Source organism: Rhizobium sp. LEGMi-198b, from assembly GCF_054114205.1.
In genome coordinates this window covers 586770-605606 of sequence record NZ_JBSYVH010000001.1, presented here as the reverse complement: position 1 = coordinate 605606, position 18837 = coordinate 586770, and the positions used below count along the sequence as shown (strand labels likewise).

The following is an 18837-nucleotide window of genomic DNA, read 5'->3' as shown; positions in this document are numbered from 1 at the left end:
GCAGACGGTAGATGATGGCGAGTTTAGCCGGGCTTACCCGACGACCTCGATAATCCGGCTGCGGCCCAGCGCCTTGAACACCGTCTGCACGATACCGGCCCGGTCGAGGCCGGCTTTGGCATTCATGACTTCCGGCTTGGCTTGCTCCATCCAGATGTCGGGCATGACCAGCGTGCGGATCTTCAAACCATTATCGAGCAGGCCTTCCGTGGCGAGGAACTGCATGACCTGACTGCCGAAGCCGCCGACCGAGCCTTCCTCGATGGTGATCAGCACCTCATGATGGCTGGCAAGCTGGCGGATCAGATCGTGGTCAAGTGGCTTGGCGAAACGAGCGTCGGCAACCGTTGTCGGCAGGCCGGCCGCATCGAGATCTTCGGCTGCGGCGAGGCTGTCGGCGAGCCGTGTGCCGAAGGATAGCAGCGCCACTTTCGACCCCTGCTTGACGATGCGGCCCTTGCCGATCTGAAGAATTTCGCCGCGTTCCGGCAAATCGACGCCAACGCCTTCGCCGCGGGGATAGCGGAAGGAGATCGGGCCAAGATCGTAGGCAGCAGCCGTGCGCACCATATGCTTCAGCTCCGCCTCGTCGGCGGCGGCCATGACCACGAAGCCGGGCAGGCTGGCGAGAAAGGCCGTGTCGAAGGAGCCGGCATGCGTCGGTCCGTCGGCGCCGACGAAGCCGGCGCGGTCGATCGGGAAGCGCACTGGTAGCCCCTGGATCGCGACATCGTGCACCACTTGGTCATAGGCGCGCTGCAGGAAGGTCGAATAGAGCGCCGCGAAGGGCTTAAAACCCTCGGCGGCCAGGCCGGCCGCAAACGTGACGGCATGCTGCTCGGCAATACCGACGTCGAAACAGCGGGCCGGGAAAAATTCCTGCAGCTTGTCGAGACCGGTGCCGTTCGGCATGGCGGCGGTGATGCCGACGATCTTTTCGTCCAGCATCGCTTCCTGAACGAGGGCATCGGCGAAAACGCTGGTATAGCTCGGTGCGTTCGGCTTGACCTTGGCTTGCGCGCCGGTGATGACGTCGAACTTGTTGACGCCGTGATATTTATCCGCCGCCGCTTCGGCAGGGGGATAGCCCTTGCCCTTTTGCGTCACGACATGGATCAGCACAGGGCCCTGGGCATGGTCCCGCACATTGCGCAGGACCGGAAGCAGATGGTCGAAGGAGTGACCGTCGATCGGGCCGATGTGGTAGAAACCCATCTCCTCGAACATCGTCCCGCCGGTGACATAGCCTCGCGCATGTTCAACGGCGCGGGTAATGGCGCGGTCGACATTCTTGCCAAGATAGGCGGTCAGCTTCTTGCCGAAATCGCGAAAGCCCATATAGGTGCGGCCGGAGGCGAGGCGCGCGAGATAGGCGCTCATCGCTCCGGTCGGCGGGGCGATCGACATGTCGTTGTCGTTGAGAATGACGATCAGCCGCGCGTCGAGCGCGCCGGCATTGTTCAGCGCCTCATAGGCCATGCCGGCCGACATCGCGCCGTCGCCGATGACCGCAATGACGCGACGGTCGGTATTGTCGAGTTCGGCGGCGACAGCCATGCCGAGACCGGCGGAGATCGATGTGGAGGAATGCGCGGCGCCGAAGGGATCGTATTCGCTCTCCGCGCGGCGGGTGAAGCCGGAAAGCCCGTCCTCCTGGCGCAGCGTGCGGATGCGGTCGCGCCGGCCGGTCAGGATCTTGTGCGGATAACATTGATGACCGACGTCGAAAATCAGACGGTCGTTCGGCGTGTCGAAGACATTGTGGATGGCGATGGTGAGTTCCACGACGCCGAGGCCGGCGCCAAGATGTCCACCCGTGCGCGATACCGCATCGATCATCTCGTCGCGGAGCTCGCGGGCGAGTTGCGGCAAATCCCGGTCCTCCAGCTTTCGCAGGTCGGAAGGATAGTGGACCTGGTCCAGCAGGGGCGTCTCTGGCATATGTGTCAAGGCTGAAGCCTCTTTCTTACTATTCTTGGGCAGCGGCCCGCCTTTATCTCAAAAAAGATTGCGACAAAAGGCGACGAATTCAAGGAGTGCCTGAACAAGAAACATTTGGCATTGTTATGAACTCGTTAGCTTTCCGGCAAAGGAATAAACTCTTCCTCGTCTCCCGGCACGATATCGAAACGGCCGGTGCGCCATTCTTCCTTGGCTTTTTCAATGCGTTCCTTGGAAGAAGACACGAAATTCCACCAGATATAGCGCTTTGAATTGAGTGCCGCACCACCAAAAAGCATCAAATGACAGCCTTTTTCAGCCGCCTCCAGGGCAATCGCATCGCCGGGGCGGAAGACAAGGAGTTGATCCTGTTCGAAACGGTCGCCCGCAACAATGAGCGAGCCGGAGAGAATATAGACCGCACGTTCCTCATGCCCGGCGCCGAACGGAAACTTTGCGCCGGGCTGAAGCTGAAGATCGACATAGAGCGTGTCGGAAAAGACTTTGACCGGCGAGGTTACCCCCTCGAAGCTGCCGATGACCACGCGGCCCGTCGCTCCGCCGTCGTCGATCAGCGGCATATCGCTCTTTTCGGTATGGGTAAAGGCAGGGTCGATCTCTTCCTTGTCGTCCGGCAGCGCGAGCCAGGTCTGCAGGCCGGACATCGCCAGCGGATGGCCACGCAGATTGTCCGGCGTGCGCTCGGAATGCACGATACCGCGCCCGGCCGTCATCAGGTTGATATCGCCGGGACGAATGACCTTTTCCGTCCCGAGGCTGTCCCTATGACGGATTTCGCCGTCGAAAAGATAGGTGACGGTCGACAGGCCGATATGTGGATGCGGCCTGACATCCAGTGCTTCGCCGGGCCGCAGCACCGCAGGACCCATGCGGTCGAAAAAGATGAATGGCCCCACCAGCCGCCGCCGACTGCTCGGAAGCGCACGACGGACGAAGAAGCCGCCGAGATCGCTGGTGCGGGGAATGATGAGATGCTCGATCGCGTCGCAGGCGAAGGCATCGCCGGGCAGCGGATCTTTTCCAGGGAAGAAGGACATGACGAGCGCTCCATTCGGTTGAAAGCCAACCTAACGGCAATAGGTCGGAAACTCAAATCTTGCGCGCGCGGGCTTCACTGCCCGTCCAGCGGCTCCGTGCCTTGGGGCTTGCCGGCGCGGTCGAGCCTGATCTTCTCGATGCGGTTCTCCGCTGCCGAGAGCAGAGCCTCGCAATGCTTCTTCAGCGCTTCGCCGCGCTCATAGATGGCGATGGATTCGTCGAGCGCGACGTCGCCGCGTTCCAGCCGCGCGACGATGCTTTCGAGCTCCGCCACAGCCTTTTCGAAGGAATAGCCGGACACATCCACTTTGGCGCTTTCGCTCATCATCAACCCTTCATCATGCGCAGAATATGCAGGCCTGCCGATTCGGCGAGGCCTTCCAGATCATAGCCGCCTTCGAGCAGGCTGACGACCCGGTTCTTGGCGCTGCGGTCGGCGGCTTCCAGAATGCGCCCGGTCGCCCAGTCGAAATCCTCGCCGGTGAGATTCAATTGTGCCAGGGGATCGCGATGATGGGCATCGAAGCCGGCCGAGATGAGGATGAGGTCGGGGCGAAAATCGTCGAGTGCCGGCAGCACGCGCGATTTGAAGGCCTCGCGGAAATGGTCGCCGCCGGTGTTGGGCGAAAGCGGCGCGTTAACGATGGTATTATGCGTGCCGCGCTCGTCCTTCTTGCCGGTGCCGGGGTAAAGCGGCATTTGATGCGTGGAGCAGAAGAGCACCGAGGGATCGTCCCAGAAGATGTCCTGCGTGCCGTTGCCGTGATGCACGTCCCAGTCAACGATGGCGACGCGCTCGGCTCCATGGGCCTTCTGCGCATGGCGGGCGGCGATTGCCACGTTGTTGAAGAAGCAGAAGCCCATGGCCTTGGACTTCTCTGCGTGGTGGCCAGGGGGGCGGGCCGCGACAAAGACGTTGTCGGCCGCGCCGGAGAATACGTCGTCGACTGCCGCCATTGCGCCGCCGACGCCACGCAGGATCGCCTGCAGCGTCTTCGGGCTGGCATAGGTGTCGGCTTCGAGCTGGTTGATCTCGTCCTCGTCACCCCCGTCGGGGATCGAGCGCATCACAAAGGTGAGGTGCTCTTCCGGATGGGCAAGCAACACGGCGTCTTCATTGGCGATTGGCGCCTGGCGCCGGTCCAGTCGCTCGAAGTTCGGATGCTCCAGCGCGATATTCAAAGACCGCAACCGGTCAGGCCTCTCCGGATGACCCGGGGGGGTAAGATGTTCCAGAAAAATCGGGTGCTCGTAAAGACGTGTGCTCATGAAACCAATCTACAGACGGGATATGACATCTGCTACCGGACATGGGCAGTATCACCATAATGTCAACAATCCATCTTAACCACGTTGGGCTACCAACCGTTTACTTCTTGAGGCGCGATGTTAAGCTTTCATTAAGGTGCGAGCCGTCGGCCAGGGTTTTGCGTGATGATGAGTCTAGAACGATCCGATGTCATCGAAATGCGGGTACCGCCTCGCGATGTCGACAGGCAAGGGCAGATGTTCATCGCCTCCTACATCTCCCAGGCGGAAACGGCGCTGTCGAATTTTTGGCGCGCCCGGCCGCTGGTGAGCGACGAGCCGGTCTACATCGCCACTAAGGCTTCGTGCGCGCTGCACCGGGCGCTGCGCTATGACGATCTCGCCCGCTTTTCGGTCAGCGTCAACAAGATCGGTGGCAAGTCGATCGGCTTCATGGTCCTGGTCGAAACCGGCAATGAGGTGGCGGCGGAGGTGGAAATTCTCTGGCTCGCCGTGCGCGGCGAGGAACACGATCCTGTGCCGCTGCCGGAAGATACCCGCGACTGGCTCTACAAATACCTGGATTGATTTCTAGCTGAGCAGCTCTTTGCCCGAAAGCCGCGTCGCAGTTTTCGCTGCGCGGCCCTTCGGTCGGGCATTATGCTCAGCTTCGCTGCGGCAGCAGGGGGTAGCCGACCATGACGGCGCGGCCGACGAGGGCGGCGACGACAGCCTTGACGAGGTCACCGGGAACGAAACCCATCGACCCCTTAAACGCGTTGGTGAAGCCGAGATTGGCCCCGATCGCGAGCCAGGTGATGCCGAAGGCGTAGAGAACCACGACGCCGCCGATCACGGAAGCGATGAAGAAGCCGATGCCCTGGGCAAGGGCCGTCTGCTCGGCCTTCACCAGCCGCTCGGAGAGATAGCCGGTGACGTAGGCGGCGAAGATCCAGCCGATGAAGAAGCCCGCCGTCGGACCGGCGAAGACGGCAAGGCCGCCGCGGCCGCCCGACAGCACCGGCAGGCCGATCGCCACCAACACGACGACGATCAACACGGCGATTGCGCCGCGCTTTGCGCCAAGCACCACGCCCGCTAGCATCACGCCGAGCGACTGCGCCGTGATCGGCACTGGGATGATGCCGATCGAGATCGGCGGCAGCAGGCCGAGCGCCACGATGATGGCGGCAAAAAGCGCGGAGAGAACGAGGTCGCGGGTGGTCATGACGGCTCCAGTCGAAAACAGTGTCTTTTCAATGCCGCCGAATGCCCCTGGCGTCAATCGCGGCTGCGATATTATCGGCATCGCGCAGCGTCAGGATGATCAGCGGCACCAGCGCTGTTGTCATGCGGATTTTGATCCCGCGAGCTTCATGCGCCTCGCGGATGGCACGGTAACGGTCGAGAATTTCCGGAACGAAGCGCACGACGAGGCCGACCGAAAGACCGATATCGGCCGCCTTCAAGAGGCCGATCTTTTCCAACGGCGCGGCTAGCGCCGTGATCTCGTCGATGAAAGCGGCGATCGACGTCGTGGCCGTCACCACGGCCGCGAAAAGCGTGAGCGCGGTCAGCCGCAACACGGTGACAGCAGCGACATGGACGGGATTGAAGATCAGGCTGAACAGCGCCACGACGATAATGGTGAGAACGACCGGCCGCAGCCGCTTCAACGCTTCGCTCACGGGCAAGCCAGTGCTGAAATAGAGGAGGGCGCCGATGGCAACGGCGAGGCCAAGCAGTGCGAGGTTGTCTGTCAGGAACAGCAGGATGCCGAGGGCCGCCAGCGCACCAAGCTTCAGACGCGGCGTCAGCCGGTGCATCCAGGTACTGGCATCGACGTGCAGCGTCTGCATCAGGCAGCCAACTCCCTGTAGCGGGCAACCGCCTCCGTCGGCGGCGCATCCGCGATTAATCGACCTTGATCGAACAGCAGCACCCGATCGAAATCCTCTATCAGCGGCAGGTCATGGCTGATGACGATGACATGCTCCGGCAGCCCGGCAATGGTTTCCTGCACCAGCGCCCTGTTCCGGAGATCGAGCTGATTGGTCGGTTCGTCAAGAATGAGGATGTCGGGTCCGGTGACGAGCACGGAGCAGAGAGCGGCCATCTGCAGCTCGCCGCCGGAAAGTTCATGTGCGCGCCGCTCCGCCAGATGGCGGACGCTGAACCGGTCGAGAATGCCGTCCACCGCCGCCTCGATCTCGCTCTTGCCGAGGCCGCGCGCCTTGAGGCCGAAGGCGATATCGTCGCGGATGATCGGCAGGATGATCTGATTCTGCGGCGACTGGAAGATATAGCCGACCTTGCCGAGCACGGACTTGGCGTCGGTCACGGTGTCGAGCCCATTGACGGTGACCCGGCCGGTCGTAGGCTTGGCAAGCCCGTTGATCAGCCGCGCAAATGTCGTCTTGCCGGAACCGTTGAGCCCGATCACACCGACGCGCCGCTCGCTCAGCGTCAAGCTGAGCGGCGAAAGCGCAAGCCGCGGGCCGAAATTGACGCCGGCATTGTCGAAACGGATATCCAAGCTGCTGGCCCTGTTCCATCGTGATATCGCGGTCCTATAGCCCATCATGACGAATTATCAAATCAACGCCGTTTGAAAGCATGGGAATTAATGCCTATGATCTGAGCATGACGAATCTGCTTTCAAACCGAGATGCCCGCCGCGTCTTCCTCGCCAAGCAGGGGCTTTCCAATCCGCCGAACCGTGCCCTGACCAAGGCCGGGCTGCTGCAGTTGATCCACGATATCGGCTTCGTGCAGGTCGATAGCATCTCGACGGTCGAGCGGGCGCATCACCAGATTCTGTTTTCCCGCAACCAGACCTATCGGCGCGAACATCTGACGGAACTGCTCGAAAAGGACGGCGCGCTGTTCGAAAACTGGACGCATGATGCCTCCATCCTGCCCAGCGCCTTCTTCGTCTATTGGAAGCACCGGTTTCGCCGCGAGGAGCTGGCGATCGTCGAGCGCTGGCGCAAATGGCGGGGCGAGGGGTTCGAAGCCGCCTTCGAGGAGACCTACGAGCGCGTCCTGAAAAACGGCGCCATTACCGCCCGTGAGATCAAGGACGAGAACCATACCTCCGGCGGCTGGTGGAACTGGCATCCGAACAAGACCGCGCTCGAATATTTCTGGCGTACCGGCAAATTCGCCATCGCCGGCCGCACCAATTTCCAAAAGGTCTACGATCTCGTCGAGCGCGTATTGCCGGAAAATTTCCACACGCCCGAAGTCGGCCACGACGAATTCGTCGACTGGGCTTGCCGCAGCGCTTTGCAACGCCTTGGGTTTGCCACGTCAGGCGAAATCGCCGCCTTCTGGGACTTGGTGACGCCGCAGGAAGCGAAGACCTGGGTCGACTCGCATCGCGCGGAACTCGCCGAAATATTGATCGAGCCCGCCGTGGACGGCAAGCCGCGCCCTTCCTTCGGCTTTGCCGATTTCCCATCCACGCTCGACAGCTTCCCCGAAGCCCCCGCCCGGATGCGCGTCCTCAGCCCCTTCGATCCGACGATACGCGACCGCAACCGCACCGAACGCCTCTTCGGCTTCTTCTACCGGATCGAGGTCTTCGTGCCGGAGCCGAAGCGTGAATATGGCTATTACGTTTTCCCACTCCTGGAAGGAGACCGGCTGATCGGCCGGATCGATATGAAAGCCGACCGCAAGGCGGGTACGCTGGACATCAAACGCTTGTGGCTGGAGCCGGGTGTCCGGGCATCCGCCGGACGGCTGGAGAAGCTGGAAGCGGAATTGGACCGGGTTGCGCGTTTTGCCGGGGTGGAGAAGGTGGTGTTTCTGGAGGGGTGGCGGGGATAAATTGCCGGTTCTCCCGTCCTGATTTCCCGCTGGTTTCCGAGAGGACTGCGTAGGCCAAACTGCACTTGAACCTTGGGGCAGAGATGACATGAGCAGCATTTATGTATTCGATGGGCATAATGATGCGGTTCAGTTCATGGTGGATTATAAATCTACCGGTCGGGATTTTATGGTCCGATCGGAGATGGGGCATCTTGATCTTCCGCGAGCGCGTGAAGGTCGTTTGGCTGGCGGATTGTTTGCAATGCATGCCTCTCCAGAACACGAGCCGGTGGATGACCTTACTATCACTCGTGATGGATACGAAGTTCGTTATGCCGATGCCGTCCATCCGGACTATGCCCGTGGACAAATCGATGGCCAGCTTTCCGCGATGAGGGGTTTGATCGAACGCTCCAACGGCCAGATCCGCCTCGCCACAAGCGTGAATGATATTCGGACTGCCCAGATGGACGCCGCCTTTGCCGTCGTGCTTCATATAGAGGGGGCAGAGGCCATCGGCCCTGATTTCGGATATCTGGATGCCCTATATGACGCGGGCCTCCGATCTCTCGGCATCGTTTGGAGCCGTCCGAATATTTTTGGCTATGGCGTCCCGTTCGCTTATCCGAGGTCTCCCGATACTGGGCCGGGGCTTACGGATTTAGGCAAGAGCCTGGTCAAAAGATGCAATGCTCTCGGAATAATGATCGATGTTTCCCATCTGAACGAGCGTGGGTTTTGGGACGTGGCCGCCCTGAGCACCGCTCCGCTTGTCGCCACGCATGCCTGCGCTCACGCCCTATGCCCATCGACCCGAAACCTAACCGATCGGCAGTTAGATGCCATTCGCGATACTGACGGGGTCATCGGATTGAACCTGGCCGTCAACGACATTCGCCCCGATGGCCACCTTGAAGACGACACGCCTCTCGACCTTGTTGTTCGTCATTTCGACTATCTCATAGGTCGCGTCGGAGCGGATAGGGTCGCTCTCGGATCAGATTTTGATGGCGCGGTCATGCCCCGCCAAATCAAGGATGCAAGCGGCCTGCCACATCTCATAGACGCCATGCGCAAAAATGAATTCGATGAGTTGACCCTGCGAAAATTCGCCTATGACAATTGGCTTCGCGTGTTCGGCCTGACTTGGAGATAGCTGACTACGGTTATTCAAGAATGCTGACCCATTAACAGGATCAGCAAATCTCCGTCCGGGCGATCTCGATGCCGAACCCTTCCAGGCCGACATAGTGCCGTTCGCGGCTGGTGAGCAGTTTGATCGAGCTGACGCCGAGATCTTTCAGAATCTGCGCGCCGAGGCCGATTTCCAGCCATTCGCTGTCGCGGGCCTGGGCCTCGGCATGGGTCTCATGGCCGGCCTGGCGGGATTTGCGGCCATTGTCGATATGGCCGACGCCAACGGAACCTTCGCGGAGATAAACGATGATGCCGCGGCCTTCATCGGCGATCTTCTTCATGTAGAAATCGACCGGACGGCGCTTTCCGAACAGGTCTTCGGCCACATTTTCCGGATGCAGGCGCACCGGAATGTCGATGCCGTCGCGGATGTCGCCGAAGACGACTGCGAGATGCTGCATCGGGTCCCAGGGTAGCGAATAGGTGTGAGCGCGCGCCTTGCCGAACGGCGTTTCGATATCGAAGCTGGCGCCGAGTTCGATCAGCGTTTCCTTGCGCTGGCGATAGGCGATGAGGTCGGCGACGGAGATGAGCTTCAGCCCGTTCTGCTCGGCGAATTCCACCACCTGCTGGCCGCGCGTTACCGTGCCGTCGTCATTGACGAGCTCGCTAATGACGCCGATCGGCGGCAGGCCGGCGAGCTTGCAGAGGTCTACGGCGGCTTCCGTATGGCCGGAGCGCATCAGCACCCCACCTTCCCGCGAGACCAGCGGGAAGATATGGCCGGGACGGAGGAAATCGGTCGGGCCGACATTCGGATTGGCGAGATTGCGCACCGTCAGCGTGCGGTCGTCGGCGGAAATGCCCGTCGTCGTGCCGTGCTTGAAGTCGACGGAAACGGTAAATGCGGTCGTATGCGCGGAATCGTTTTCCGCCACCATGGCGTTGAGGTTCAGGCGCTTGGCCTCCTCGCGCGGCATCGGCGTGCAGACGATCCCCGACGTATGGCGGACGATGAAGGCCATCTTCTCCGGCGTGCAGTGGACGGCAGCGACGATCAGGTCGCCCTCATTCTCACGGTCGTTATCGTCCATGACGACGACGATCTCGCCGGCCTCGAAGGCTCGAAGGGCTTCCACGACGCGCTTCTGATCATAGGGCATGAAAACGTCCTTATTTCAGCCGGCCGGTCTGGCCGCGATCCCTAAGGTAATGATCGGCTATGGCGCAGGCAACCATCGCCTCGCCGATCGGCACGGCGCGAATGCCGACGCAAGGGTCATGGCGGCCCTTGGTGCGGACATCGACATTGTTGCCGTCGGCATCGATCGATCGGCGCTCGGTCAGGATCGACGAGGTCGGCTTGATGGCGAAGCGGGCGATGACCGGCTCGCCGGTGGAAATGCCGCCCAATATGCCGCCGGCATGGTTGGATAGGAAGATGCGGTTGCCGTCATTGCCCATGCGCATTTCGTCGGCGTTTTCCTCGCCGCTCATTTCGGCAGCAGCAAAGCCATTGCCGATCTCGACGCCCTTGACGGCGTTGATCGACATCAGCAGCGAGGCGATATCCTGATCGAGCTTGCTGTAGATCGGTGCGCCAAGACCGGCGGGCACGCCTTCGGCAATGACTTCGACAACGGCGCCGATCGAGGAGCCGGCCTTGCGGATGCCGTCGAGATATTCCTCCCAGACTGGAACGATTTCCGGATCCGGCGAGAAGAACGGGTTTTGATCGACCTGAGCCCAGTCCCAATTGGCGCGATTGATCTTGTGCTTTCCGATTTGTACCAGCGCGCCGCGCACGGTAACGCCGGGCACGACGAGGCGGGCAATACCGCCGGCGGCGACACGCGCCGCGGTCTCGCGGGCCGACGAACGGCCGCCACCGCGATAGTCGCGAATGCCGTATTTGACGTCATAGGTATAGTCGGCATGGCCGGGGCGATAACGCCGCGCGATCTCGCCGTAATCCTTGGAACGCTGGTCGGTGTTTTCGATCAGCATCGAGATCGGCGTGCCCGTCGAAATCATCGTCTCGCCGTCTTCATCCAGCATCACGCCGGACAGTACCTTGACGAGATCATCTTCGCGGCGCTGCGTCACGAAGCGCGACTGTCCTGGCTTGCGCTTGTCGAGCCAGACCTGAATGTCCTCAAGCTTGAAACGGAGCCCCGGGGGGCAGCCGTCGACGACGCAGCCAAGCGCCGGCCCGTGGCTTTCGCCCCAGGTGGTGACGCGGAAGAGATGACCGAATGTATTGTGCGACATGGGAAACGACCGGATTACTGTGGCCCGGCGGCGGCCGCGCCTTTGTCTCTTGGAATTGCGGCACACTCATAGGCCAAAAAGCTGCCGAGGCAAATCTTTCTTTCCGTGATGATCCCGCAGGGCGAGAACCCGCAAACGCTCGATATGGTAAACGAAGATTAATCCATGCTGTGGATCGTGAAAACACATTCATCAATTAGGCGACGAAAGCCATTGTTGCGGGCAACTTCCGCCATATTCAAAGCGTTACCTTGGAACAATCAAATTTAGCACTGATAATGAATCAAAAAGGTACTCCCGATGCGCTTCTTTGTTGCGACGCTCCTGGCCACGGCAAGTCTCCTCGCCCCCGTCGCCGGCTTTGCCGAAAGCGCTGACGTCGAGGCTACGATCAAGAAGGTCGATGAGAAGAATTTCAGCATCACGCTGGATGACGGCAAGAATTATCAGGCGCCGCAGGATTTCGATTTCACGGGTCTGAAGGCCGGCGTCAAAGTGGTCGTCTTCTATACCGAGGTCGACGGCAAGCGCGTCATCAACGATCTCGATATCGTGCAGTAGGGAACGGGGATTATTCCTTTAGCCGGCGGCTTTAGATCCAGCCGATGATGTTCATCTGCGTATCGACCTTCAAGATACGATCCTGCGGGATTTCCGCTTCAGCGGCATCTTCTTTCGAGACATCGGCGATCAACCGGAACAGCGAGCGAATGACGCCGCCATGGGTGACGCAGACGGTGGGCCGATCGACCGAAGTCAGCCAGGAGCCGACGCGCCAGGAGAGGATTTCGTAGCTCTCTGCATCATCGCCGGGCGGGATGAAGTCCCACTTGCCGGCGTTGCGCTCGGCAAGACGTTCGGCCTCGGTCGCCTTCAGCTCCTTGAGGGTGAAACCTTCCCAGGCACCGAAAGAGACTTCGACCAGCCGTTCGTCCGTGCGATAGTCCTTGGGTGGCAGGCCCATGGCTTCGCGCGCGATTTCCATGGTTTCGCGGGTGCGCCTGAGCGGACTTGCGACAAAGTCGAAAGGCTGGTTTTCAAAGGTGAGGATTTCGCCGAGCTCAACACCATTCTGCCGCGCCTGCGCGCGACCGATGGCGTTGAGATCGATATCCTTCTGTCCCTGCAACCGGCGCTCGGCATTCCAGTCCGTCTGACCGTGGCGTATCACATAAAGAGGCGGCACGGTCAGGTTTCCTGTTGATCAATCCTTGATGACGGCGATGTCAGGCGCATCGACGGCCTTCATGCCGATGGCGTGATAGCCCGAATCGACATGGTGCACTTCGCCGGTGACGGCGGTGGAAAGATCGGAGAGCAGATAAAGCGCGGAGTTGCCGACTTCGTCGATCGAAACCGTGCGCTTTAGCGGCGCGTTATATTCGTTCCATTTCAGAATATAGCGGAAGTCGCCGATGCCGGCGGCGGCCAGCGTCTTGATCGGGCCGGCCGAAATGGCGTTGACGCGAATGCCGCGACCGCCGAGGTCGACGGCAAGGTAGCGCACGCTTGCTTCGAGCGCGGCCTTGGCGACGCCCATAACGTTGTAATTCGGCATGACCTTTTCCGCGCCGTAATAGGTCAGCGTGATGATCGAGCCGCCATCGTTCATGATGCGCTCGGCGCGCTGGGCGACGGCGAGCAGCGAATAGACGGAGATGTCCATGGTGCGCGCGAAATTATCGCGGCTGGTGTCGACATAGCGGCCGGTCAGCTCATCCTTGTCGGAGAAGGCAATGGCATGCACGACGAAATCGATCTTGCCCCATTTGGCTTCCAGCGAGTCGATGACGGCGTCGATCGTCGCGGGTTCCGTAACGTCGCAATGGCCTGCCATGAAGGCGCCGAGTTCCTGGGCGAGCGGCTCGACGCGCTTCTTCAGAGCGTCGCCCTGCCACGTCAACGCGATTTCGGCACCGGCTTCGGAACAGGCCTTGGCAATACCCCACGCTATGGAACGGTTGTTTGCAACGCCGAGGATGACGCCGCGCTTGCCTGCCATGAGGCCAGTGGCTTGAGCCATATTCTGCTCCCTTGAACTTTCGAATGATCCTGCCTATGGCATAGGCCGATCCCCTGTTCAAGCATCGGAAAGATCATCAACTGTTAGGGATCGTAACAAAGGGTGCGGTTGTCACTGAAATTTCACAAAAAAAGCCCCTCGCGCATGCTGCGCATCAAATCGGTAACTTTGTCGTCCGGTTTTTCCCACAGCATCAGGCGCAATTCCACCACGAGATTGCCTTTTCCGCCATGCCCGTCCGGTAGTCCCTGGTCAGAGATTCGGATGACCTGATCCGAACCGGACCAGGGGGGGACTGTCAGCCTGACCGGCCCGCTCAATCCCTCGACCGTTGTCTCATAACCGAGCACCGCATTTTCGATGGTCACGGGAAGGGTCGTGTGGACGTCGAGGCCATTAAGCGTGAAGCGGCTGTCGGTGGAGAGATGGATGGTGATCGCGACATCGCCGCGCAGCATCCCCTGCAATTTCATCCCCTGGCCCTTCAGATGCACCACCTGGCCGTTGCTGATATCCGTCGTCGCCTGAAAGCGCGCCTCCCGTCCGTCGGACAGCGGTACGGTGATCCAGTTTCCCTTCAGCATGTCATCGAGAGTGACGGTCGCTTCGGCAGCGATCTCCGGTGTTTTCTCCGGCACCTTGTCCTGAGCGCCGCCGCCCGTAAAGCGGCGCACGAGCGAGCCGAGAATGCCGAAGCGCGAGCGGAAGACGGTTGAGCCGGTGCCCGTCGCAAGCTGCTCCTCTTCGGCAAAGTTTTCTTCCGTCTCGCCACTCTCCGGTTCGCGTGGCTTTTCCGTCTCCGCGGCACTGGCGGCGGTCTCTGCCTGGTTCGGTGCGGCACGGGCGGCCTTGGCGCCGAAAATGCGCTCGACCATATCCTCGGGTGACTCGGCGCCGGCCGCCTGCGGGTTGGCGGCCGACGCAGCCTTCTGCGCCTTCTGGGCATTGGCGCGGGCGAGTTCTTCCATGATCTTTTCGGCGTTGGCGCGTGCGGCCTTGGCACGCTCCGCTGCTTCGCGGGCAGCCTGACGCTGCTGCATGATGGTCTGCTCTGTGCTTTGGCCCTTCGCCTCGGCCATGCGCGCCACTTGATCGTAACGGCTGCGCTTCTGCGGGTCCTTCAGCGTTTCATAGGCGCGGCCGATCTCGGCAAAGCGCTCCGTTGCCGTGGGATCGCCGATGTTGTGATCGGGATGTACGGCCTTGGCCAGGTTGCGCCATGCCGCCTTGATTTCGTCCGCCCCGGCATCCCGCTTTACGCCAAGCACCTTGTAAGGATCGCGCATCATTATAACCACCGTTTTGAAGGGTGTGCCCGGCCTCGTTGCGGCACCCCAAAAGGAAGAAAACATATGGATCGCGCCGTATCCTCACTCCCCCGGAAGCAAGAAGGTTGACGCGCATATGGTGTGATCCTGCGCGAGCAGTTGCTAATCAGTTGTTACGCCCGGCTGGCGGCAACGGTTCGATCTGCCGCAATGGTTAGCCGTTCGCTAAGGAAGCCAAGCCCTGCTTAAGACTGAAGGCACGGCTTTCGCACCGGATTTGCCTTGACAATAAGTATAGACAACTCATTTCATGATGAGGCGAGCATAGCGACAAGCGGAAGGGTCAGGGCATCCCATGCAGGAAATTTGGATCGACTATCTGAACGCCATCGATACCAAGGCGCTGGCGCTGACCAACGACGAAATCCTCGATGCCGTCAGCAAAGCTTTGGATGCGCAGGGACGTGGCGAAACGGTGATCGAACCGCGCGTGCATCTCGTGCCCGAAAGTTCCGACAAGGGCCATTTCAATGTGCTGCGCGGCTATGTGAAGCCTCTCGACTATGCTGGTGTCAAAGTGGTCGGCGATTTCGTCGATAACTACAAACAGGGTCTTCCTTCTGAAATGGCTGTGCTCAACCTTTTCGATCCGCGCACCGGCATGCCGAAGGCGATCATCGACGCCACCGCGATCACCGATATGCGCACGGGCGCGGTCACCGCGATCGGTGCCCGCCATCTCGCCCGCAAGGATAGCAAGGTGCTCGGCCATATCGGCGCGCGCGGCACTTCCTATTGGAATGTCCGCCTGCTCGACCATCTGTTCGATTTCGAGGAAATCCGCGTCCATTCCCGCCGGCCGGAAAGCCGCGATGCCTTCGCCGCCCGATTGGAAAAGGATCTCGGCAAGAAGATCATCGTCACCGACAATTGGGAAGACTGCCTGAAGGACGCCGACATCATGGTCGAGGCCAGCCGCCTGCCTGAGCCGACGCCGCTCTTCAAGACCGCCTGGGTCAAGAAGGGAGCTTTCGTCGTTCCTTATGGCACGATGAGCGCGCTGGAATTCGATCTGACCGACATCATGGACAAAGTCGTCGTCGACGATTGGGGTCAATGCGGCCCCGGTCGTCCCTTTGGCGCATTGCGCCGGCATGTCGATGAGGGCAAGGTGACGGCGGAGACACTGCATGCCGAAATCGGCCAGATCGTCTGCGGTGCGCGGCCTGGCCGCGAAAGCGACGACGAGACCATTCTCTTCTGGCATCGCGGTCTCAGTACCACGGACGTTGCGCTGGGGGCTGCCATGGTCGACAAGGCGAAGCGGATGAATATCGGCCAGCGCCTGCGCTTTGCTTGAAACGGACGGTTTGAGAAACGGACAGACGGATGGGTGCTGACGCCAAAAGCGTGATCTTCGATGCGTCCGGCGCGGATATCGACGCGATCTGCGCCGTGGCTCGCAATGGCGCCGAGGTCGCGATCGGCGCCGATGCGATCGCCGGCATCGAAGCCGCCTATGCCTGTCTCCTCCGCCATGCGGGCGCGGGCAAGGCGATCTATGGAGTCAGCACCGGTTTGGGTGCCGCTGTCGATACGCGCCTCGATCCCGCGAAGGATTCCGGGCAACATCGCATTCCGCGCCCCCGCGCCGTTGGTGTTGGGCGTTTTGCCGAAGCGGATGAGGTCCGCGCCATGATGGCGGCGCGCCTAGCCCGCTTTTGCCTCGGCTATTCGGGTGAATCGCCAGAGGTGGCGCAAGCGCTTGCCGGTATGCTCAATTGTTCCGTCCATCCGAAGGTGCCGATGACCGGCTCGATCGGCGAGGCGGATCTCCCGCCGCTTGCGCATATCGCCTTGGTATTGGTGGGCGAGGGGAGGGCCATTCTTCCGGATGGGCGTGAGGTCTCCGGCGCCGATGCCTTGGCGGCGGCCAGCCTTGTGCAGCCGTCCTTCGGCATAAAGGATGGACTGTCGCTGATCTCGTCCAACGCCGCATCCGTCGGCCTTGCCTGCCTGATGCTGCAGGATATCAGGCGTATTTTCGATGCGCATATCGGTGCGGCAGCGCTGTCCTATGAAGGATTTCGCGCCAGCCTTGATCCGCTCGATCCGCTGGCAAGTCGCTTGCGGCCCGGCCCCGGCCAGGGCGAAGTCGCGGCAGCGGTCCGTTCGCTGCTCGAAGGCGGCGATCTGATGAAACCGGGGGCAGCCCGGCGCCTTCAAGACCCGCTCAGCCTTCGCTGCGTGCCATCGGTCTCAGGCGCCGCATTGCATGCGCTGAGAGCGGCGTGGACTGCTACCGAACTGGAACTGCGCTCCAGTGACGACAACCCATCGGTTCTTGCCGATGAGGATGTCGTGCTGCCGACCGGCAATTTCGATCCCACCCATATGGTGCTGGCCTTCGACACGCTGGGGCTGGCGCTCGCCCGCCTTGCGGCTATGGCGGCCGAGCGAATCATGAAGCTGCTGTCGCCGGGCTTCTCCGATCTGCCGCGTTTTCTGGCGCCGGAAGGTGTCGGCGCCAACGGCTTTGGCGCCCTGCAAAAGACCGTCGCCGCGCTGACGGCGGAGATCGGCCACCTGGCGATACCCATGCCCTTTGCCGTGACGCCCGTCGCCGATCGCGTCGAGGATTATGCATCGCTTGCCATGTCGGTGATCGACAAGACCGGACGGCTGGCGGTGAAGCTGCGATATCTGACGGCGATCGAACTGATCGTAGCCGCGCGGGCCATCGATCTGCGAGGCGCAATCAAGTTGGGTGAGGGAACCGGGATGCTGTTTACCGTTGTCCGCTCGATGGTCCCACCGCTGGAGATGGACCGTTCGCCCAGCAACGATATCTACGCGCTTGCGGATTGCATTGCGGCGGGCACGCCGATCGGCCCGCTTCTGAGTATGAAATAAGAAAGAGAGGAGGCGATCAGCCGTCCTGCTGGAAACTCAGCAATTGCCATTCGCCTTGGCCGATAAGGCAGGTCTTGCCGAAGAAATTGGCGATGCCGTCATAGGAGTGGCGGGTGGTGCGGAACTGGCGGCAGACCTGTCCCGAGGCGTTGTTTTCGACGATGGTGTCGATGACGCCGGCGCTTCCCGTCGACGCATTCGCCCAGGGGACGGGCTGTCCGTTCAGCTTGTTGAGATCTGCCGAAGTCACCGCGTTACGCACGGTTGTCTCGTCGGAAACGCTGTCGGTCGTCACAGGAGCAGTCGGGATGGTACCGGTTGAAACGCTCCGATCCACCTTCGTCGAACTCAGCATGTCCATGCCGCCGCCGACGCAGCCGCCAAGGGAGAAAAGGGAGAAAATGGCAATCGCCATCGTCGCGCCTTTTGCAAGCTTGCGCTTTGTATGAACCGTCGACTTTGCTATGACTTCCACCCGAGTATCTTGGCCAGTGTTGGGGCTGGCGATTTTAGGAAATGCGGAGAATTTGAGCTAATATGTCGGAAAACGAGTTAACAAGCGGTGACTTCACCGAGCAGAACGAGCCCTTCGCGCTTTTCGCTTCCTGGCTGCGCGACGCTGAAGCCAATGAGCCGAATGATCCGAATGCGGTTGCCTTGGCAACGGTTGATAAGGATGGATTGCCAAATGTCCGCATGGTTCTTCTGAAAGGTTTCGATAGTCAGGGATTCGTATTCTATACAAATTTCGAAAGCCAGAAAGGCCAAGAAATTCTTTCCCAAAAGAAAGCGGCCATGTGCTTCCACTGGAAGTCGCTCCGGCGTCAGGTAAGGCTGCGCGGCCTGGTTGAAGTGGTCAGCGACAACGAAGCTGATGAATATTTCAAGACGCGTGCCCGCGGCAGCCGCATCGGCGCCTGGGCGTCGAAGCAGTCGCGTCCGCTCGAGGGCCGCTTCGCCCTGGAAAAGGCGGTCGCCGAATATACGGCCCGCTACGCCATTGGCGAAATTCCACGCCCTGCCTATTGGTCCGGCTTCCGCATCCGGCCGCTGTCGATCGAGTTCTGGCACGATCGCCAGTTCCGCTTGCACGACCGCGTCGAATTCCGCCGCGACGTGCCGGAGGGCGCCTGGGAAAAGGTGCGGATGTATCCGTAACGG

20 protein-coding genes are annotated in these 18837 nt (G+C 60.8%); 7 read left to right on the top strand and 13 right to left on the bottom strand.

All coding sequences use genetic code 11. The features are described from left to right. Positions 1 to 33: 33 nt before the first annotated feature. The 4 genes from dxs to ACXHXG_RS02965 all read right to left on the bottom strand — a co-directional run bounded on the left by dxs (position 34) and on the right by ACXHXG_RS02965 (position 4269). Entirely contained in the window at positions 34 to 1950 is a 1917-nt protein-coding gene (dxs, locus tag ACXHXG_RS02980) for a 1-deoxy-D-xylulose-5-phosphate synthase (protein ID WP_104822208.1), read from the bottom strand. Positions 1951 to 2075: 125 nt separating this feature from the next. Next, on the bottom strand, positions 2076 to 2999 hold the full coding sequence (locus ACXHXG_RS02975) for a pirin family protein (protein ID WP_104822209.1): 924 nt from the start codon (positions 2997 to 2999) through the stop codon (positions 2076 to 2078). A gap of 74 nt (positions 3000 to 3073) precedes the next feature. Next, positions 3074 to 3325, bottom strand: coding sequence for an exodeoxyribonuclease VII small subunit (locus tag ACXHXG_RS02970; RefSeq protein ID WP_104825003.1), 252 nt, complete (start codon positions 3323 to 3325; stop codon positions 3074 to 3076). A gap of 2 nt (positions 3326 to 3327) precedes the next feature. Then, complete coding sequence (locus ACXHXG_RS02965) at positions 3328 to 4269, bottom strand: histone deacetylase family protein (RefSeq protein WP_104822210.1); 942 nt, start codon at positions 4267 to 4269, stop codon at positions 3328 to 3330. A gap of 165 nt (positions 4270 to 4434) precedes the next feature. Between ACXHXG_RS02965 and ACXHXG_RS02960 the strand changes: the two genes are divergently transcribed. Beyond that, a complete protein-coding gene (locus tag ACXHXG_RS02960) occupies positions 4435 to 4836 on the top strand; it encodes an acyl-CoA thioesterase (protein ID WP_104822211.1) in 402 nt (133 codons plus the stop codon). A gap of 76 nt (positions 4837 to 4912) precedes the next feature. Here ACXHXG_RS02960 and ACXHXG_RS02955 read toward each other — a convergent pair whose 3' ends face one another. From ACXHXG_RS02955 to ACXHXG_RS02945, 3 genes are read right to left on the bottom strand one after another with little or no spacing between them, the layout of a single operon-like run. Continuing rightward, entirely contained in the window at positions 4913 to 5476 is a 564-nt protein-coding gene (locus tag ACXHXG_RS02955) for a biotin transporter BioY (protein ID WP_457898446.1), read from the bottom strand. A gap of 28 nt (positions 5477 to 5504) precedes the next feature. Beyond that, complete coding sequence (locus ACXHXG_RS02950; protein ID WP_457898445.1) at positions 5505 to 6107, bottom strand: energy-coupling factor transporter transmembrane component T family protein; 603 nt, start codon at positions 6105 to 6107, stop codon at positions 5505 to 5507. Next, positions 6107 to 6784 (bottom strand): energy-coupling factor ABC transporter ATP-binding protein, encoded by a 678-nt coding sequence (locus tag ACXHXG_RS02945; protein WP_457898444.1) that lies wholly within the window; start codon positions 6782 to 6784, stop codon positions 6107 to 6109. Before ACXHXG_RS02945 ends, ACXHXG_RS02950 begins: the two co-directional genes overlap by 1 nt. Positions 6785 to 6891: 107 nt before the next feature. On the opposite strand from ACXHXG_RS02945, the gene ACXHXG_RS02940 reads away from it, so the two are divergent. Continuing rightward, on the top strand, positions 6892 to 8082 hold the full coding sequence (locus tag ACXHXG_RS02940; protein WP_457898443.1) for a winged helix-turn-helix domain-containing protein: 1191 nt from the start codon (positions 6892 to 6894) through the stop codon (positions 8080 to 8082). Positions 8083 to 8170: 88 nt separating this feature from the next. Further along, complete coding sequence (locus ACXHXG_RS02935) at positions 8171 to 9220, top strand: dipeptidase (RefSeq protein WP_104822215.1); 1050 nt, start codon at positions 8171 to 8173, stop codon at positions 9218 to 9220. Between the two features lie 40 nt (positions 9221 to 9260). Here ACXHXG_RS02935 and ribB read toward each other — a convergent pair whose 3' ends face one another. Together ribB and aroC are read right to left on the bottom strand one after the other, a co-directional pair. After that, entirely contained in the window at positions 9261 to 10364 is a 1104-nt protein-coding gene (gene ribB / locus ACXHXG_RS02930) for a 3,4-dihydroxy-2-butanone-4-phosphate synthase (RefSeq protein WP_283049450.1), read from the bottom strand. 10 nt (positions 10365 to 10374) lie between these two features. Then, complete coding sequence (aroC, locus tag ACXHXG_RS02925; protein WP_104822217.1) at positions 10375 to 11472, bottom strand: chorismate synthase; 1098 nt, start codon at positions 11470 to 11472, stop codon at positions 10375 to 10377. Positions 11473 to 11772: 300 nt separating this feature from the next. Between aroC and ACXHXG_RS02920 the strand changes: the two genes are divergently transcribed. Next, entirely contained in the window at positions 11773 to 12033 is a 261-nt protein-coding gene (locus tag ACXHXG_RS02920; protein WP_104822218.1) for a DUF1344 domain-containing protein, read from the top strand. Between the two features lie 31 nt (positions 12034 to 12064). On the opposite strand, the gene ACXHXG_RS02915 is transcribed toward ACXHXG_RS02920, so the two are convergent. The 3 genes from ACXHXG_RS02915 to ACXHXG_RS02905 all read right to left on the bottom strand — a co-directional run bounded on the left by ACXHXG_RS02915 (position 12065) and on the right by ACXHXG_RS02905 (position 14781). Further along, entirely contained in the window at positions 12065 to 12658 is a 594-nt protein-coding gene (locus ACXHXG_RS02915; RefSeq protein ID WP_104822219.1) for a histidine phosphatase family protein, read from the bottom strand. An 18-nt stretch (positions 12659 to 12676) separates the two neighbouring features. Next, positions 12677 to 13495, bottom strand: coding sequence for an enoyl-ACP reductase FabI (fabI, locus tag ACXHXG_RS02910; RefSeq protein WP_104822220.1), 819 nt, complete (start codon positions 13493 to 13495; stop codon positions 12677 to 12679). A 122-nt stretch (positions 13496 to 13617) separates the two neighbouring features. After that, on the bottom strand, positions 13618 to 14781 hold the full coding sequence (locus ACXHXG_RS02905) for a DnaJ domain-containing protein (protein ID WP_457898814.1): 1164 nt from the start codon (positions 14779 to 14781) through the stop codon (positions 13618 to 13620). A 337-nt stretch (positions 14782 to 15118) separates the two neighbouring features. On the opposite strand from ACXHXG_RS02905, the gene ACXHXG_RS02900 reads away from it, so the two are divergent. Then, a complete protein-coding gene (locus ACXHXG_RS02900; protein WP_104822221.1) occupies positions 15119 to 16123 on the top strand; it encodes an ornithine cyclodeaminase family protein in 1005 nt (334 codons plus the stop codon). Positions 16124 to 16152: 29 nt separating this feature from the next. After that, positions 16153 to 17676, top strand: a complete 1524-nt coding sequence (locus ACXHXG_RS02895; RefSeq protein ID WP_457898442.1) for an HAL/PAL/TAL family ammonia-lyase — start codon at positions 16153 to 16155, stop codon at positions 17674 to 17676. A 16-nt stretch (positions 17677 to 17692) separates the two neighbouring features. On the opposite strand, the gene ACXHXG_RS02890 is transcribed toward ACXHXG_RS02895, so the two are convergent. Then, positions 17693 to 18151 (bottom strand): RT0821/Lpp0805 family surface protein, encoded by a 459-nt coding sequence (locus tag ACXHXG_RS02890; RefSeq protein WP_104822223.1) that lies wholly within the window; start codon positions 18149 to 18151, stop codon positions 17693 to 17695. Between the two features lie 62 nt (positions 18152 to 18213). Here ACXHXG_RS02890 and pdxH point away from each other — a divergent pair, with 62 nt between their 5' ends. Beyond that, a complete protein-coding gene (gene pdxH, locus ACXHXG_RS02885) occupies positions 18214 to 18834 on the top strand; it encodes a pyridoxamine 5'-phosphate oxidase (RefSeq protein ID WP_104822224.1) in 621 nt (206 codons plus the stop codon). Positions 18835 to 18837: the final 3 nt, after the last annotated feature.

Bases quoted from the DNA above. Each gene is read 5' to 3' on its own strand.
- ACXHXG_RS02975 (WP_104822209.1), bottom strand. From the start codon at position 2,999: ATGTCCTTCTTCCCTGGAAAAGATCCGCTGCCCGGCGATGCCTTCGCC.
- ACXHXG_RS02970 (WP_104825003.1), bottom strand. From the start codon at position 3,325: ATGAGCGAAAGCGCCAAAGTGGATGTGTCCGGCTATTCCTTCGAAAAG.
- ACXHXG_RS02965 (WP_104822210.1), bottom strand. From the start codon at position 4,269: ATGAGCACACGTCTTTACGAGCACCCGATTTTTCTGGAACATCTTACC.
- ACXHXG_RS02960 (WP_104822211.1), top strand. From the start codon at position 4,435: ATGATGAGTCTAGAACGATCCGATGTCATCGAAATGCGGGTACCGCCT.
- ACXHXG_RS02955 (WP_457898446.1), bottom strand. From the start codon at position 5,476: ATGACCACCCGCGACCTCGTTCTCTCCGCGCTTTTTGCCGCCATCATC.
- ACXHXG_RS02950 (WP_457898445.1), bottom strand. From the start codon at position 6,107: ATGCAGACGCTGCACGTCGATGCCAGTACCTGGATGCACCGGCTGACG.
- ACXHXG_RS02940 (WP_457898443.1), top strand. From the start codon at position 6,892: ATGACGAATCTGCTTTCAAACCGAGATGCCCGCCGCGTCTTCCTCGCC.
- ACXHXG_RS02935 (WP_104822215.1), top strand. From the start codon at position 8,171: ATGAGCAGCATTTATGTATTCGATGGGCATAATGATGCGGTTCAGTTC.
- ribB (WP_283049450.1), bottom strand. From the start codon at position 10,364: ATGCCCTATGATCAGAAGCGCGTCGTGGAAGCCCTTCGAGCCTTCGAG.
- aroC (WP_104822217.1), bottom strand. From the start codon at position 11,472: ATGTCGCACAATACATTCGGTCATCTCTTCCGCGTCACCACCTGGGGC.
- ACXHXG_RS02920 (WP_104822218.1), top strand. From the start codon at position 11,773: ATGCGCTTCTTTGTTGCGACGCTCCTGGCCACGGCAAGTCTCCTCGCC.
- fabI (WP_104822220.1), bottom strand. From the start codon at position 13,495: ATGGCTCAAGCCACTGGCCTCATGGCAGGCAAGCGCGGCGTCATCCTC.
- ACXHXG_RS02905 (WP_457898814.1), bottom strand. From the start codon at position 14,781: ATGCGCGATCCTTACAAGGTGCTTGGCGTAAAGCGGGATGCCGGGGCG.
- ACXHXG_RS02900 (WP_104822221.1), top strand. From the start codon at position 15,119: ATGCAGGAAATTTGGATCGACTATCTGAACGCCATCGATACCAAGGCG.
- ACXHXG_RS02895 (WP_457898442.1), top strand. From the start codon at position 16,153: ATGGGTGCTGACGCCAAAAGCGTGATCTTCGATGCGTCCGGCGCGGAT.
- pdxH (WP_104822224.1), top strand. From the start codon at position 18,214: ATGTCGGAAAACGAGTTAACAAGCGGTGACTTCACCGAGCAGAACGAG.